The following is an 18,357-nucleotide window of genomic DNA, read 5'->3' on the forward strand; positions in this document are numbered from 1 at the left end:
TAAATCTGTGTTCTTAAATTTTAAAAAGAGTAATTCTGTTCTTTTAGTGTTTTCTGGGAGAAAATTTTATTCCACAATCCGAAGATGACTTTCTAAATTATCTAAGATACTTCGAACCAGTTCTTCATCATTGCGATGCACTTTCAATTTAATTCCGCCATACGCAATACTCGCAAAAGGATCAATCGAAACTATCGTTTCATTTTCAAAAAAATACGGAATACCTTCGTTTTCTAAAACGGATTTTAAAACTGAAATTTCAGAGGGTAAATTGAAAACGGCTACGGTAACAAAGTCTTTCATTTTGCAAATTTGTATAAAGATACAAAAGTTATATTTTCAATAAATCTACTTTCTAAATTCTATTTTCTCCCATCTTATTCGTAATTTTCAACTTTATTAGAAAAGAATTATGAGTAAGAAACCCAGAAAATTAGGTAAAAAGAACAAAGATTTTACCGCACAGATTTTTAAAATTTTATCCAAAGAACCCAATAAGTCTTTCAATTACAAACAAATAGCTGCTGTTTTAGAATTAACGGATACTAAAAGTAGAAATGAAATTATACGAGATTTAAAAATTTTAAAAGCACAAGATAAAATTCATGAAACCGAAATTGGTAAGTATCAAATGGTTTCTAAAGCCGAATATTACGAAGGAACCATCGATATGACTTCTCGAAAAACCGGTTATTTTATTTGTGATGAATTAGAAGAAGATGTCTTTATTCCATTTATCAATTTGAATCATGCGTTGGATAACGATAAAGTTAAAGCCTATATCTACAACCGAAGAAGCTCTCGCCGACCCGAAGCAGAAGTATTAGAAATTTTGGAACGAGCTAAAACCGAATTTGTGGGTGTGATTGATATTCAAAAGAATTTTGCGTTTGTAACTACTGCCAATGCTAAAATGTACACGGATATTTTCATTCCAAAAAATAAAATTGGCGATGCGGAACACGGTGATGTGGTTTTGGTAAAAATGGAAGATTGGCCAAAAAAAGCCGATAGTCCGTTTGGATCAGTGATTAAAGTGTTAGGAAAACCAGGCGAACACAATACTGAAATTCACGCCATTTTAGCTGAATATGGTTTACCGTATGATTTTCCTATTGAAGTAGAAGCATACGCAAATAAAATTGATACCTCAGTTACTGAAGAAGAGATTGCTAAACGTCGCGATATGCGAAAAACATTAACGTTTACGATTGACCCAAAAGATGCTAAAGATTTTGATGATGCGTTATCGTTTGAAAAATTAGACAATGGAAATTACGAAATAGGTATTCACATTGCCGATGTTTCGCATTATTTGCAAGAAGGAACCATTTTGGACGATGAAGCGTATAAACGAGCTACGTCGGTTTATTTAGTCGATCGTGTGGTTCCGATGCTTCCGGAGGTGTTGAGTAACGATGCGTGTTCATTGAATCCACATGAGGATAAATTTACCTTCTCTGCTGTTTTTGAAGTTTCACCTAAAGCAGAAGTAATCAATCAATGGTTTGGAAGAACGGTGATTTATTCGGATCAGCGATTTGCGTATGAAGAAGCTCAGTATATTATCGAAACCAAAAAAGATGTTATTCCGGCTGAAATTTCGTTAACCGGAAAAGATTATAAAGTAGATGAAAATGTGGTGGAAGCTACTTTAAAATTGGATGAATTAGCTAAAATTTTGCGTCAAAAACGAATGGCAAACGGAGCGATTTCATTTGATAAAGTAGAGGTAAAATTCAATTTGAATGAACAAGCAGAACCGGTTGGTGTTTTCTTTAAAATTTCCAAAGATGCCAATCATTTAATTGAAGAATTCATGCTGTTGGCCAATCGAAAAGTGGCAGAATTTATAGGAAAACAAAAGAAAACCTTTGTTTACCGAATTCACGATGAACCGAATGAAGATAAATTAATCAATTTACAAACGGTGATTTCAAAATTTGGTTATAAAATCAATTTCAAATCCAAACAAGATATTTCAAAATCGTTGAATAATTTATTGAACGAAGTAAATGGTAAAAAAGAACAAAATTTAGTCGATACGTTGACCATACGAAGTATGAGTAAAGCCGTTTATTCTACCGAAAATATAGGTCATTACGGATTAGCGTTTGATTATTATTCACATTTTACTTCGCCAATTCGTCGTTATCCGGATGTGATGGTGCATCGTTTGTTGCAGTATTATTTAGATGGAGGAAAATCGGTTTCGGCAGAAGTGTATGAAGAAAAATGTGCTCATTCGTCTGATATGGAAAATTTGGCAGCTCAAGCCGAACGTGATAGCATCAAATACATGCAAGTAAAATACATGCAAGACCATAAAGATCAGGAATTTTTAGGAGTAATTTCCGGTGTAACCGAATGGGGAATTTATGTAGAAATCATCGAAAATAAATGCGAAGGAATGGTGCGAATCCGTGAAATTCGTGAAGATTATTATGTGTTTGATGAAAAGCAATATGCCTTAGTAGGTGAAGTTTCCAAGAGCATTTTACAATTAGGCGACGAAGTTTACGTTAAAGTTAAAAATGCCGATTTAGTGAAGAAACAATTGGATTTTCATTTTATTAGAAGAAAAGAATAGTTGTCGGTTATCGGTTTTCTGTTGACAGTTATTCTGAATGGCATTAGTGCTTTCAGGTATTATTTATTAAAAATTATTAAAATTTGAAAAAGCTTATAAATTCAGTTTTTATCATAATCATAATAAGTTTTATATTTTACTGTTTCTACTTACAGTCAATTAATGGTCATAGTGTTGGAGATGGAAAATTTCTAAATCCTTTTTTATATGAGAAAGGAACTTTTTCAAATGCAAATACAATTGGATACTCTGATCCCAGAGGTTATTGGAAAGATATTTATATTACTTCAGAACAATTACAAACATTAAAATTTAAAAAAATGAAATATAGTTTTTTATATATTTCACCAGTTTTAGTACTATTTTTTATTTATAATTTTTATTTAAAAAGAAAAAATATTTCAACTCTTTAAATGGTATTATTTTTGAAACTAATTAAACATCAATCATCAAAATCATCACATCATGAAAAAAATCATTTTATTATTTATACTATCTACTTCTCTCCTTTTTGCTCAGAATATAACTAAGAATCCGGGCGACTTTACAACTGTAAAAATATTTGACAGAATTTCGGCTCAACTTATTCCATCCAATGAAAATAAAGTAGAAATCAAAGGTTCCAGAGCGGCAGAAGTGGAAGTGGTGAACAACAATGGCGATTTAAAAATCCGAATGCCATTTCCAAAACTTTTAAAAGGCGAAGAAATTGAAGTAACCGTTTATTATAAAAAATTGGAAGGTGTTGAAGCTAGTGAAGGCTCTTATGTAAATGCAGAAAAGCTGATAAAAGCAATTAATTTTAGTTTAAATGTTAAAGAAGGAGCTGAAATAAGAATTGCTTTAGAAGTAAAAAAGGCAACGATAAAAGCAACTTCCGGAGGAAAATTAAAAATTACCGGAACCACTGCCAATCAAGATATTATACTATCATCCGGTGCGGAATTAGAAGCAAGAAATTTTATTTCTGAACAAACTACCATTTCCTTGAATGCCGGTGGAAATGCCGCTATTTTTGCAACAGAATTTGTAGATGCCAAGGTTCGAGCAGGAGGTGATATTTACATTTATGGCAGTCCGAAACAAATCAATCAGAAAACCGTTTTAGGAGGTTCAATTAAAGAAATGAAATAACAAACGTGTTAAATTGAATTTTTAATTTTAAATTAGCATTTAGAAAGTTTCATAACTTGAAACTTAAAACCTGAAACTTTTTTCAATGCTTAACGATATTTTAGCTGCTATTCCGTGGGGAATTCTCTTGGCTTTCACCATTGGTCCTGTTTTTTTTGTACTGATAGAAACCAGTATTACTAAAGGTTTTAAAGCGGCTATGACGTTTGATTTAGGCGTTGTTTTTGGCGATTTGGTTTTTATTCTGATTGCTTATTTCAGTACTAACCAATTGTTGGAAAAACTCAAAGATGATCCGAGTTTATTCATTCTTGGTGGGGTAATTATGTTTTTTTTCGGTTTGATTTCCTTTATTAAAGAAAAAAAGAGCAAAAAGAAAAACCTCAACCCTGAATTTGTAGCGGATTCCATTCCTAAAAACAATTATTTAGGTTTATTTTTTAAAGGATTTTTACTCAATTTCATTAATATTGGTGTGTTGGGTTTTTGGGTTGGAATCATTATTGTATTTGGTCCAAAAATGGATATGAATCCTAATCGAATTGTTCTTTTTATGTCGGTTATTCTAATTACTTACCTCATCACCGATATTATTAAAATCATTTTAGCCAAACAACTTAAAAATAGATTAACACCGTATATCATTTATAAAATCAAACGGGTTATCAGTGTAATTCTGATGATTTTTGGATTTTTTTTAATCATTCAAGGTTTTTTTCCAAAGGAAAAGGAAATGATAAAAGAGAAGTTGGAACGGATGAAGGAGTGATAATTATGAAAAAAATTCTTCTTATATTTTGTTTACTACTTTGTCATTTTATATTGGCACAAAATGATACTGTAATAGTTTCAAAACCAAAAATAGGAGTAATTTCTGTTGATAAATTGAATGTGGTATATCGTGGAATTCAAAATCCAATTTCGATTGCTGTACCAAATGCAAAATCATTTACAGTTTCCGGATTAGGAGTAAAAGAAGAAAATGGTAAATATTATATTGCTCCCGGACAAGGAAATGAAATGGTAGTCACTTTAGAAATTATTTTGCAAGATGATTCAAAAGTGATTGAAGAACATGTTTTTAGGATAAAAAATCTAAAGAAACATATTGCTAGAATAAACAATAAAAATTGTCAAAACTGTATTGTTTTAATGAAGAAAGAAGAATTAAAAGATGCAGAGATTTCTTTTTATTTAGAAGATTTTCTGTATGAATTTTTAAATTTAAAAGTTACAAGTTTTGATTTATATATACATAAAAAAAAGAAATTTCACATTGAAGGAAATAAAATTACAGAAGAGGTTTATAAAGAAATTTTAAAGTTAAAAAAAGGAAAAGAAATAATAATCTACAACATTGAATTTAAGCTTCTTAGTGAACTAAATATTTTTATTCATCCTATTGGAATAATTCAAATACAAATTTCTGATTTTTAAATTCACTAATATAAAGGAGTTGATTTATTAATTCTTTTGATTACACATACAATTTGAAATCTTAGTTTTTTATTTTTCAGTGTCATTTCGACGATAGGAGAAATCACATAACATATAAAGAATTTAATCAATCAACATGATGCGATTTCTCCTATCGTCGAAATGACACAATGAAGCTAAAAAAAAAGAGCTACCAAATTGGTAACTTTTTCAGAGACATCGCCCTCCCGATAGCAATCGGGATAACCTTGTTAGACGGTTTTGCGTTATCTTTAATTAATTTTTTCTAAAAATTTAAAACAAAAAAAGCTTCTTGAAAAAGAAGCTTTAATTTTGAGGCATCGCCCGGATTCGAACCGGGGTACGCGGTTTTGCAGACCGATGCCTAGCCACTCGGCCACGACGCCTTATAATCGGATGGCAAATGTAATTAAAAAGTTTAAAGTTAAAAAACTAAACTTCAAAAAACTTTTGTAAAAGTAACCTTATTCTTAAAGTCAATAGATTCTTTCTTCGTCAGGATGACAATTTTACGAAAAACCCCCGCAACCTTTTAACTCCCTACTCCAAACTATCAACTCCTATACTCCTCCATCACCACCGTAACCGCTTCTACATCGCCACCAATAGGTGGATTCAATTTAGAAACCGAAACAATAGCTCGTGAAACAGCCGGAATTTCATCAAAAATACGTTTAATAATCCGATGAGCAACGTGTTCTAATAATTTGGAACGAATAGCCATTTCTTCTACCACAATTTTATTCAAATGAACATAGTCTACTGTATCATGCAAATCATCTGATTCGGCTGATTTTCGCATATCGGTTTTAATTTCCAAATCAACAGAATAATCGGACCCGATTTTACTTTCTTCCATTAAACATCCATGAAACGAAAACGTTCGGATGTTTTGTAATTTAATAGTTCCCATTTGTTGTTTTTAATAGGTACACGGACAGTTACTGATGCCTTGAAAAACATCTAATCCAATTGTCACCATATGCGTTCCTGAATTATAATTTATCAATTTATTTAGTGTTACCTGATAAGAATAAGCGAAGTAAAAATTACTTCTTTTCAAACCCAACATTGGTCCAATATTTAATGGTTCTAACAATTGATCATTCAAAAAACGATACGATAGTCCTGCCCAATAATAATCTTCAAAGTTATAAAAACGAAGTTTCAAATTCAAATCGGTGGTTGATCTTTTATCACTTTCAAAATATTGAAAAAAAGCAGAAGGTTCAATTTCAACATCACTATTGGAACTACTTCTCCATTTATAACCGGTAAAAAACTGATAGTTTCTTAATTCTAACGGTTCAATATCATTAAAAACATCTAGGTTTTTATCTAATAAGTTGGCTACAGTAAAACTCCCATAAAATCCATTATTTCGGTAAAGAATACCAACTTCTGCATTATGATTGGTTAATCTTCTATCGTCAATTACTCCCATATCCTGACCATTAAAATTTTCAATGTCTATTCGGAATTGATTTAAATTATAAGAAATACCAAAAGATAAAAATTGATCGGCATATTTATCAATAACCAAATGATGGGCAAAACTAATTTTTGCTCCCGATTGTCTTGTATTTCCGTTTCTGTCGCTATATAAATAAACACCAATACCGGATTTATCGGCAATTCGCATATCCGCAGCTAACGACATATTTCGGGGTGCATCTTTAATGCCGACCCATTGGGTTAAACCATTGGCACGAATTTTAACATGGTCGCCAATACCGGCATATACAGGAGAAATCACAAAAGGATTATCAGCCAAATATTGCGTAAAAGCAGGTAGGTTTAGTTCTTGTGCTTTTAGTTGAACAAAAGCAAGTAAAATGAAAAGTGGGGCTAATTTTTTCATGGTTGTAGGTTTTTGGGGTTAAACTCACTCCAAATTTGTGGCGATTTGGAGTGAGTTGTTTTTTTATTTTTTATCGGTATAAGGTTACATTACCAACGTATTGTTTTCCTTCATAAAGTGTGATAGTGTACCAATAGTCTCCGGTAGGTAACAGAGCACCATTGTATCGTCCATCCCATTCACCTTTATCACCGAATTGGGTTATAATTCTTCCGTAACGATCAAATACTTCAATTTTTGCATTTGGGAAACCATCTAAATTTTTAGGTACCCAAGTATCATTTTCTCCGTCATCGTTTGGTGTAAAGAAGTTTGGAATCTCAATATCAATAAATTCCATTGTTATTTGTGCTTCAGCTGTACATCCGTTTGCATCTTCAACCATTACCGTATAAACACCACTCGCAAAAATTTGGAAAACAGAAACGCTTCCATAATCTATTCCATTAAGATAATACGTGTAATTACCGTTTCCTCCGGTTGCAAATGCTGAAATTTGATTAATAGCGGTTTCTGTCAATGTTAACGATATCGGATTGTAGTTTTCAATTGAAAAGGATATTGTTTCAGAACAACCTAACTCGTGTAAAACGGTAACCGTATGATTTCCATCGGTTAAATTGGTAAACACATTTCCGGATTGAAAAGGACCTCCGTCTAATGAATAGCTAGTTTGTGAAGCAATTTGTTGAGCAACTTTTATTCGAACAGTATTAATTGTGGCACTTCCATAACAATCATAATCAATCGTGATGCCCGGATTCAAGTCAATACCGCCAGTTACTGCAACTTCTAATGAAGTAACACACCCATTCGCATCTCTTACAAAAATGGTATATGATTGTCCACCCGCCAAGTTTTCAAACAATACTTGGTTAACTACATAATTATTTGGATTGTTTAAACTAGTTGAATAAGGAGCGGTTCCACCTGTGATTCCAACTTCAATTGCTCCGGCATTGTCTCCCAAACATAAATCAGGGAACATGGTTACCAATGAAGCATTTAATACATTAGGTTGATTGATAGTAATTGACAATGGTAATGTACAACCGATGGCATCTCGAACAATTACTTGATAATTTCCGGCTGCCAAATTAGTAAAAGTAGTATTGGTTGAGAAATTGGTCAAATTAGGCGAAATAGAATACTCTAATGTTCCGTTTCCTCCAACCGCTGAAACTTGAATACTTCCATTTGTTAAACCATTACAAGTAACATTTGTGGTTGTAAAAGAGGCTTGAAGAGGTGTAGATGGATTGATAGTAAACTGAACTTGTTGTTCACATCCATTGGTATGTCTCACAGTTATGGTATGATTGCCAACTGCCACATTTGTGAAAGTAGCAGATGTTTGGAAAGCTCCGCCATCAAGTGAATATGTTACATTATTCACTACCGCTGCATTTACAGTAACCGTTACGGTATTACCAACTACATTTCCGGTACAAACATAAGCCACATCAACAGCTGGTGAAATTGTAACGGGTGCATCTAACGTTACCGGAATAGAGGAAATACATCCGTTGGCATCTTGAATGAAGACGGTATAAGTTTGTCCACCGGTTAAGTTTGCATACGTAATTTGATTCGGTACAAAATTATTTTGGTTGTTCAAACTTGTTGAATAAGGAGCAACTCCACCACTTACAGCAATAGTGATGCTGGCATTTCCATCACCGGTACATAATTCTTGAACCAAAGCCGAAACAGTTGAAGTTACAACAGTTGGTTCAGTAATGATAACTTGAAGCGGAACACTACATCCAATTCCATCTCGAACGATAATGTCATACGTTCCGGCAGCTAAATTTGTAAACACATTGTTTGTTGTAAATGTGGTTAAGTTAGGTGAAATCGCATATTCAATCGTTCCGGTTCCTCCTGTTACAGAGATAGTCACGCTTCCGGTTAAACCACCATTACATAAAACGTTTTGAACATTCGATAAAGTTGCATTTAACGGTTGATTATCATTAATATTCACCTCAACAGTTTTAGTACAACCATTCGTATGTTGAACTGAAATAACGTGATTTCCGGCAGGAACATTTACAAAAACATTTGAAGATTGATAGGTTCCGCCATCTAAAGCATATTGAACATTTCCAACTGCACTTGCATTCACTGATACAGTAACAACATTTCCAGGAACACTACCGGTACAATTATAAACAACTGATTCAATAGCCGGAACTACTTCTACCGGTGCATCTAAGAAGATGTAAGCAATCGTTTCACAACCATTTGCATCTTTTACAAAAATGAAGTAATCGGTTCCTCCTGCTAATCCTGAGAAGGTAAGTTGACCCACCACAAAAGCACTTGGATCTTGGTTGTTCAAACTGGTAGAATACGGAGCAGTTCCTCCGGATATGGTAACAGTGAAAGAACCATCATTATCGCCTAAACATAAATTTTGAACTACCGATGTTAAATCAACGTCAGCTACTAACGGAGCAGGTTCTGTGATTTGAATTGGTAACAGTATAAAACAACCGTTTTGATCTTGAACGATAATATCATAATTCCCAGGAGCCAAATTATTGAAGGTACCGGTGTTGAAAAATTGATTTAAATTAGGTGAAATAGCATATTGAACTGTTCCTGTTCCACCTGTGGTTTGGATGGAAACACTTCCGTTTGCACCACCACTACACAAAACATTGTTTACGGTTAAGTTGGAAATTATCAATTCCTGTGGATCAGTAATTTGAATAACTCCTGAAACAGCGGTACAATCTACACTTACCACTGAAACCAAATAGTTTCCGGAAGGTAAGTTAGTAAAGAGTCCACTGGTCTGAGGACCGGCAATAATATTGTTTGAAGCATCTAACAAGGTATAATTATAATTTCCTAAACCACCGGTTGCATTCGCAATAATAGTTGCAGTACTTTCACCGAAACAATTAATGTTGGCACTGCTTAAATTCAAATTTAAATTAAGAGCCGGAATTGCATTAATAGTAATTTGATTGGTTTGAACTACCGCACAATTATTAGCGTCTCTTACAAAGAATTGATACGTTCCGGGACCAACATTGTATACCGTTGTATTGGTAAAAGTAATTCCATCAGTACTATATTGATAAGGAGCAGTTCCGCCTGAAGCAGAAACAGTGATAACCGCATTATTTGTACACGTAAGAGAATTTGTTAAGCTTAATGTGGCTACAACTGATGAAGGTTCTGTGATGGTCACTAAATTGGTGGTAAAATCACAATTCCATCCGTCTGTGATGGTGATGCTGTAAATTCCGGCACCTAATCCATTAAATGTTGGACTTGTTTGACCACCTGAACTACTCACAATAGAAGTTCCTGAGGCATTATAAGTATTTAAAATGTATTGATAAACACCTTGACCACCCGTTACATTTGTTGCGGTTACCGAAGCATTTGTATCACCATTACAAAGTAAATTAGTGTTAGTTACAGTAAGATTTGCTGAAATGAAACTCGGTTGAATTAAAATAACGGTTGTGCTTACCAAACATCCACCACCATCTTGAACAGAAACAGTATAGTTTCCGGCCGATAATCCCGTAAACAAGGAGTTGGTTCCGAATGGTTGAAGAGTTGTAGCAGTCGTGTTGTTCACCAATTCAAATTGATACGTTCCCCATCCTCCGGTTGCACTAGCAAATATTTCACCTAAATTATTGGTACATGTTACATTTGCGGTTTGATTAGCCGTTAACACTAATGGTTGACTTGGTGAAGCAACTACCGTAAAGTTAGAGGTTGCAGAACAAAACGGTGATTGAGTGGCTGTTACAATTACTTGATAATTTCCGCCTGATAATCCTGAAATCACAAACGGATTTACAGAAGTTGTTCCGTTACCGGATGCAACAGTGTTTCCTTGTATATCATTTACCACATACGAAATTGTGCCGGAATAACCGGATACGTTCACAGTTATTGTACCATTTGAATCACCAAAACAAGTTACCGCAGAAGAATTAAGAATATTAGCTTGTATAGTGTTGAAAGGTGCAATAACATAAGGAGCACTAATAAAATAACACCCTGTTACATTATCGGTAACTTGGAAAGTGTATGAACCTGGAGTGGTTAATGTAAAGTTGGCACTAAAAACTCCACTTCCCGGAGTTATTGTTGGTTGACTTCCTAAAGGTAATAATGCAAAAGTAAAATCACCTGAACCTCCGGTTACATTAATTTGAACAGTTCCATTGTTGGTACAAGTTAAATTAGTTATTGTTGTGGCAGTAACCGCTGTAATAGTTGGTAACGGATTAATTGTAACAACAGTTGTTGCTAAACAATTATTAGCATCACGAACTGTTACAGTAATGTTTTGAACACTTCCATTATCTACAATTGTAAAGGTGTTGGATGCAAAGAAATTTGTTCCGTTAATGCTGTAAACATAAGGAGCTGTTCCAAAAGTAGCTGTTGCAGTTATGGTTGAAGTTTGAACCACATTGGAAGCATTACAAGCAAAATCGGTTGCGGTTGCGGTAACTGTTAACAAAGCAGGTTCAGTGATAACAACAACTTGTTGTAATGAACAATTTCTAGCTGAAGTAACCGTAATTGTATATGAACCGGCCGATAATCCTGTGAAAACGCCATTGTTTTGAGAAATAGGAGCATTTACGCCATCGGTTAAAACATAAGTATAAGCAGGATTATTATTAGTTGCCGGTAATGATACCGTAATATTTCCGTCATTTCCTCCAAAACAACTTACATTATTCTGGATTGTGGTGAAAGTTACAGGTGTTGCAGGCTCTAATTCTATTGGAGCTTGAGCAGAACATCCTGTGATTGTGTCATTTATTACCACCACATAATTTCCGGAAGCCAATCCGTTGAATATCGGTGAAGCTTGAGCAGCTACAATTACGCTACCAACATTATTTTGTAATTCGTATGTAAAAGTTCCGCTTCCGCCGAAAGGGGTTACCGTGATAATTCCATCATTATTAGCACAAGATGTTTGAGCTGTAATTGCTGGAGTTAAATTCAACGGAGCAGGAATAGTTAGGTTTACAGTATGAATACATCCATTAAAATCTCTTACTCGAATGGAATAATTTCCTGAATTCAAATTCGTATAAGTAAATGTTGGAACCGTTTGCGTTTGGAAAGTTCCACCATTTAAACTGAATGTGTAAGGAGCTATCCCCGCAGTAGTCAAGGTTACTTCAATAATGAAATTTCCTTGTGAAGCGGAACATAAATTGGTTACCGATGCGGCAATTTGTGGTGCAGGATCGGTAGGAACAAAAACAGGTGCAGCTTGAATACAATTATTCGCATCTCTGATATAGACCACATAATTTCCACCTTCTACGTTGAAAACATTGGTAGCACTACCAACCCAAGTTCCCACCGTAGGGGCCGGATTTCCTGCCGGTACTAATTGGAATTGATAAGGAGCAGTTCCAAATTGACCCGTGGCTGTAATGCGTCCCCTGTTTGGATTACAGTTGTCGTTACGGGTAACATTGGCAGTCACTTGAAGCAAATTAGTAGATTGAGATATGGTAAATGTTGAAGACGCACTGCTGCAACCTGTTAAAGTTCCACCATTTTCGGTGAATAGGATATAATAAATTCCTGGAGCTAACGGACCTAAATTAGTCACTGAAATTGGGCCTCCTGTTGTAACAGAAGTTCCTGAAATTCCGGTTGAAGTATTGGATTGTGAATTAAATACTTCATACGATACACTTGTTGTTGAAGTATCATAATTATTGAATGTAAAATTTACAAATCCATCATTACTTCCGGTACAACTAACGTTTCCAACTACATTTAAAACTGCTGTTAGATTAGAAGGCGTATTAATTGGTGTAGCAGCTGTTTTAAAATAATAACAATCTGTTACTAAATCATGTACTACAAATGTGTATGTAACACCCGGAACTAATCCCGTAAAAGTAGAAGATTCAGGAGTTCCTGCATCTGCCGGTTGATAACTGGAAGAATAAGGTAGCGTATTGGTTTCCAAAATAGCAAATTCATATGAACCGCTACTAACGGCAGAAGTTACCGTAATTACGGCAGTTCCGCCATTCACACAATCCGCTGTTGAAGCTGAAACATCAATAATCAAATCGCTTGGTGGCGACGCGATGATAATGTTATCAATCATCAATAAACAACCGTTTGCATCAATTACTTCCACATTATAAATACCAAAATTTAAAATTGGGAAAGAATGATTTTCATTGGCAACAGAAGTATAAGAAGCAATAAAACCAAAATTATTATTTAAAACATATGTATATGGAGCAGTTCCACCGGCTACACCTTGCACGATTATTTGACCATAAGAAGTACCACCCGGATTGTTACATGTTATATCAACTGTTGATATAGTAAATGTAATCGGATTGGGTTCTGTTAACGTAATAGATGCTGTATCGGTACATGAATTAGCATCTGTTAACGTTATTTGATATGTTCCGGCTGTTAAGCCAGAGGTTTGTGTTCCATAATTTACTCCTGTTGAAGTGTTGATGATTTCTACCACAAATGGAGCTGTTCCAACAGCATTATTCGTGTTGATTTGAATTTCACCGTCATTCCCTCCATGACATAAAATTCCACTTACCTCAACAACAGAAATGATTTCAGGTAAAGTTAACGGATTAACCGTGATTGTTTGACTGTTAAATGTACAACCTTGTGCATCGGTTATCAAGAATTGATAATTTCCTGCATTGGCAGTTGTGTATGTAAAGTTGGTTCCAACTACATTTACAGCTGTTCCCAAAGCTCCTCCATTAAAAGAAACTTGATACGTAAATGGGGCTAATCCACCAGAAATGGTAGCTGAGATTAAAGCATTTGGTGATGCTGTACAATCTAATCCTTTCGTTAATGCAACATCTCCTGTTAAGGTTGGTTGAATGGTTTGTGAAACAGTTGTGGAACATCCATTAGCATCTGTTACAAGCACAGTATAACTTCCGGGAGTTAAATTAGCAAACGTATTTGAATTTTGTGATGGGTTTCCGTTGATACTATACGTATAAGGAACTACACCACCCGTTACTGCAATTACTAATGTAGCCCCATTAGCGTCAAAACATAAATCGGATGACGATGCAATTACAGCAACAGGATTCGTGGGTGTAGTTAGGTTGAACGTGTTGCTCACAACACAACCATTGATATCGTTAACCGAAATAGAATACGTTCCGGTTTGTGTTAAATTTGTAAATGTAGCATTTGATTGCGGACCAACTACTCCTCCATTAGGAAGCGTTAGTTGATATTGATAATTTCCCCATCCGCCGGCTGCTGTAATGATTACACTTCCATTTGCATTACAACTGATAGGATTGGCTACAAATGTAAAAGATAACGCACTACTTGGAGCTTGAACAATTGCGGAAGCCGTATCTGTACAATTTGTAACAGTGTCAGTCACAGTTATGGTATAGGTTGATGCGGCTAATCCGGTTAAAGAAATGGTATTTAAAGTCGCATTATTTCCTGAAGCAACCACCACATTTGCACTATTTACAACTTGATAATTGTAAGGATTAGAATGCGTTACCGCAAAAGAAATAGCACCATTTGAAGCACCAAAACACACTACATTGCTTATTGTTTGACCAATTACATCAATTATAGGTAACGGATTTATAGAATAGGTTTCTTGATATGAACAACCATTGCTGTCGGTTACTTCAAACGTATAAGTTCCGGCAGTTAGTCCCGCAAAAACAGGATTGTTTCCGTTGTTCACCGTTTGTCCGGCAGGTGCAATTATTTGATAGGTAAACGGAGCAGTTCCGCCTACCGGTGAAACTGTTACCGTTGCATTTTGTGCAGGACAAGTTAAGGCAGTTGCACTAAAAGTTGCATCCGTTATTTGATTGGGTGCTACAAGAGCAACACTATTGGTTTGGAAAACACAACCATTTGCATCTTGAATATAGATAGAATAATTTCCTGAAGCTAATCCTGAAAATTCAGAGGAAGAAACAAATGTTACTCCATCAATACTAAATTGGTAGGGAGCAGTTCCTCCGGAAATACTACCCGGAACGATGTTAATGGTTCCGGCATTAGTGATACAAGTATAATTTTGTGTTATTTGTGTTATTCCGGTTATTTGAGTGGGTTCAGTAATTGTGAATGAAGTCGAAAAATCACAAACGGTACTTCCTTGTGTTTGTATCAAAACAACGCTGTAGTTTCCTGCCGGTAAGTTGTTAAAAATACCTGAATTGTTTGTACTAATTACATTTCCATTCGCATCAATTAATTGATAAGTAATTTGATAACCGTTTGAATTGGTTATCGAATAACTGATAGATCCATTAGTTGCACCATGACAAAGGATATTTTGAATAGTTGTTGTAAAAGTCACATCTGGAGAAACAGATATGGTTACCGGATTGGAAGTTGAACTACAATTATTTCCATCCACAACTATAAAAGTATACGTTCCGGGTGTTGAAATCGAAAAATCATTGTCTGCTTGAAAATCAGCAGCTGTTGGATTTTGAGCAACACCATTTATAGAACCAATTGCATAAGAATAGGGAGGATTTCCACCGTTAGCAACAACAGTTATGATTCCGGTATTACAACCAATATTTTGTGTAACTGTTGCAACAATAGCTAAATTGTTTTGATTTAAAATAGTTACTGTTCCGGTAAATGAACAACCATCTTCTGTAACAACTGTAACGGTGTAAGTTCCCGGATTTAATCCATTAAAGGTATAATCATTATCAACAACCCATCCGCTTGTAGCACTAATAGGACTTGTAATACTAAATTGATATTGCGGTTGAGCTCCGTTTGCCTGAACACGAATACTTCCAAACCCGTTACAATTCGTATTTTGAGGAATTAAGTTGACTTGAAAATTGTTTTGTTGAATTCCAATATTTGGTAATTCAAATACGCAACCATCTGTTACACCAATTTGTGTCACTAGAACCGTGTAAACTCCGGCAGTTGAAATTGAAAAAACCGGATTGTTTTGATAGGGAACTAAAACGCTACCCGTAATTTGATCAACCAACTGAAATTGATAATCAGAAGGAAGATTCGTTATCGTGATACTTCCCGGCGTATTACAAAGAATGTTTGTTGATACATATTGAATATCCAATAAATTCGTGTAAACATTAAAGTAAAAACGGGTAAAACAGCCATCTTGATAGTTGATAGTTAAGCGATATTGTCCGGCGGTTGTTACATTAAAATTGGCACCTGTTCCTACTTGATTCCATTGACAAGAAGGATTATTGTTGGCACAATTCGCAATTCCTACAGCAGGACAACTAGCTTCATTTAATACTTCCCAAATAATACTCGTAGCATCACTAATTCCGGTTTGAATGAGTTGGCTATCATTCGTTCCGCATAAGAAAATATAAGGTAATTGTTCCCCATTATTTGGACAAGTTACTACTTGATCTGCAAACGGAATAACCGGATTGGTTTGAGTTGCTCCAAACAACAATACATTAAACGTTTGAGTAATACCAATACATGGTGGTGGTGCAGTATTCACAACCGTATAGGTTCCAACAGCAGAAACGGTAATGGATTGTGTATTTCCAATAACCGCACCGTTACTATTATACCAAGTATAAGTGTCATATCCATTAGCGGCAGTTAAAAGTAAACTTGTTCCACACAAATAAGCTTCTGTTGAAAAAATACAATCGTCAATATCAACCAAGAAGTTTGCCGGACCGGGTTGACCAAATCCACAACTGTCTAGTCCGGCAAAACTTGGATCATTTGATATCCAATTGCTATTTAAAACTCCTCGATAGGTTGTATAAGCTTGATTTTGAATTAAATTTGAACACGCATCTTCTAATTCACTACACGTTGTAGCTACTTGAACTCGAATGCGAATAGTATAAACAGGATCGCCTATTTCTACTAAATTATTGGGTATAGTAAAAACCAATTCGTCTAATCCCGGATCATGTGTGAAGGTCACCCCAGGAGCTCCACTTAAATCTGCCGAAATAAAACTGGTGTTGATTGGTAAAATATCTCTTATTGTAGTATTTGTAGCATCATCATTTCCTACGTTTTGAAAAGTTACTACATAATCTAAAAATTGTCCCAGGTTAACATCAGCCCCACCGATGTCGTTTCCTGCTAAATCTTCGACTGTTTTTACTAATTTAATATCTGGTTCTATGACTTCAATATTGAATGCATTGAAGAACATAAAGTAAGTGTCTTGTGTTGAGGTAATTCGAAGTGTTGCCGCTGTTTCATTGTTCGGAATTACACTATTTAAAGGGTTGGCAACATTGATGATATCGCCATCATAACCTAATGTATTTAAACTGTTAGGCACTCTGTTCAAAAAATCAACATTATCTAATGTTAATCTACTGTTGAAAAAATTATTTGTTGCATTTAGTATGTTTCCTAAAGCGGTAAAAGTAGCATTAGAAGCCGCTCTAAATAAAAGTTGGTCACCGGTAATTCGGTTGTCACCCTCTAAAGCTGCTGAAGCTAGTTTAGCCCGAACAGGAAAAGGTGGTGGCAAAGTGGTAAAGCCGGAATAGTTAATGTCAGTTTGACCGATTGTAGCTCGCACTCCGGCAAATCCGTCATAAGCGGTAATAAATTTTCCTGTCATGGTCGGATTTTCATATACAAAGAAAATGGTCCAACCACCTGAAACTCCTCCTCCATTCACAAATCCTTGTGTTGCACGTATGTTTGCTATGGTGTATTCACCTTCCGGATTAGTTAAACCGGTAACTAAAGAAGTAATATCAGCATAGCAGGCATACGGACTATTAGCAACAAAATCAGGACTTGTAAATCCGTCAAAAATCAGTTGACCGGTAATGTCTTGATAAATTCCCCCCGGTAATTTTAATTTAACTTGGTTAAAATCATTTTCGCGGATATTGTCTCCATCTCCGGGAGAAGTTGAAAAACCGTTGTTAAAACGATAGGTAGCTGACCAATATAAACCGGCATATACAATTTTGTTACAACCACTTGCTGGCAGTGTTAAGGTTGCACTACTAGAACTAAAGGTAGAAGCATCTCCGTCAATATCAATATAACGCATGTTTAAATTATCGTTATATTCTGAGGTGTTTCCAACCGTGTTATAAGGGTCGTTTGGTGTGTTGGAATTGGTTTGTCTGTTCACAATTCCGTTAGAAATCAAGGTCATATCTCCCTTCAAATTGCGTTGATACCGAACCGAAAAAGGAACAGCAACTTGGGCAAATGTGGCTAAGGAAGCAAGCATAAAACAACTGAGTAGGGCAATTGTTTTAAAGTGTGGTATTTGGGGCGTTTTCATTTTGGGGTG

At 35.1% G+C, this 18,357-nt stretch carries 8 protein-coding genes and 1 tRNA gene; 4 read left to right on the plus strand and 5 right to left on the minus strand.

The genetic code is table 11. The features are described from left to right. Positions 1–66 precede the first annotated feature (66 nt). The gene (locus tag H601_RS0101120; RefSeq protein WP_026709805.1) at positions 67–303 is read right to left on the minus strand and encodes a putative signal transducing protein; all 237 of its coding nucleotides are present in this window, start codon (positions 301–303) and stop codon (positions 67–69) included. A gap of 109 nt (positions 304–412) precedes the next feature. Between H601_RS0101120 and rnr the strand changes: the two genes are divergently transcribed. From rnr to H601_RS0101145, 4 genes are all read left to right on the plus strand, one after another. Then, on the plus strand, positions 413–2,590 hold the full coding sequence (gene rnr, locus H601_RS0101125) for a ribonuclease R (RefSeq protein ID WP_026709806.1): 2,178 nt from the start codon (positions 413–415) through the stop codon (positions 2,588–2,590). A gap of 465 nt (positions 2,591–3,055) precedes the next feature. Continuing rightward, positions 3,056–3,724 carry a head GIN domain-containing protein gene (locus H601_RS0101135; protein ID WP_026709808.1) on the plus strand — a complete coding sequence of 223 codons (669 nt, stop codon included), beginning with the start codon at positions 3,056–3,058 and terminating at the stop codon, positions 3,722–3,724. An 85-nt stretch (positions 3,725–3,809) separates the two neighbouring features. Beyond that, positions 3,810–4,493, plus strand: a complete 684-nt coding sequence (locus H601_RS0101140; protein WP_026709809.1) for a LysE family translocator — start codon at positions 3,810–3,812, stop codon at positions 4,491–4,493. Between the two features lie 5 nt (positions 4,494–4,498). Then, positions 4,499–5,161, plus strand: a complete 663-nt coding sequence (locus H601_RS0101145; RefSeq protein ID WP_084139906.1) for a GldM family protein — start codon at positions 4,499–4,501, stop codon at positions 5,159–5,161. 336 nt (positions 5,162–5,497) lie between these two features. Here the strand turns inward: H601_RS0101145 and H601_RS0101150 are convergent. The 4 genes from H601_RS0101150 to H601_RS14965 all read right to left on the minus strand — a co-directional run bounded on the left by H601_RS0101150 (position 5,498) and on the right by H601_RS14965 (position 18,348). After that, a tRNA-Cys gene (locus H601_RS0101150) sits at positions 5,498–5,568 on the minus strand. 167 nt (positions 5,569–5,735) lie between these two features. Then, complete coding sequence (gene folB, locus H601_RS0101155) at positions 5,736–6,095, minus strand: dihydroneopterin aldolase (protein WP_026709811.1); 360 nt, start codon at positions 6,093–6,095, stop codon at positions 5,736–5,738. A 9-nt stretch (positions 6,096–6,104) separates the two neighbouring features. Beyond that, positions 6,105–7,043, minus strand: coding sequence for a PorP/SprF family type IX secretion system membrane protein (locus H601_RS0101160; RefSeq protein ID WP_026709812.1), 939 nt, complete (start codon positions 7,041–7,043; stop codon positions 6,105–6,107). Positions 7,044–7,113: 70 nt separating this feature from the next. Next, positions 7,114–18,348 (minus strand): T9SS type B sorting domain-containing protein, encoded by an 11,235-nt coding sequence (locus H601_RS14965; protein WP_084139907.1) that lies wholly within the window; start codon positions 18,346–18,348, stop codon positions 7,114–7,116. Between the last annotated feature and the right edge of the window lie 9 nt (positions 18,349–18,357).

It is taken from the genome of Flavobacterium filum DSM 17961 (assembly GCF_000425465.1).
Classification (GTDB): domain Bacteria; phylum Bacteroidota; class Bacteroidia; order Flavobacteriales; family Flavobacteriaceae; genus Flavobacterium; species Flavobacterium filum.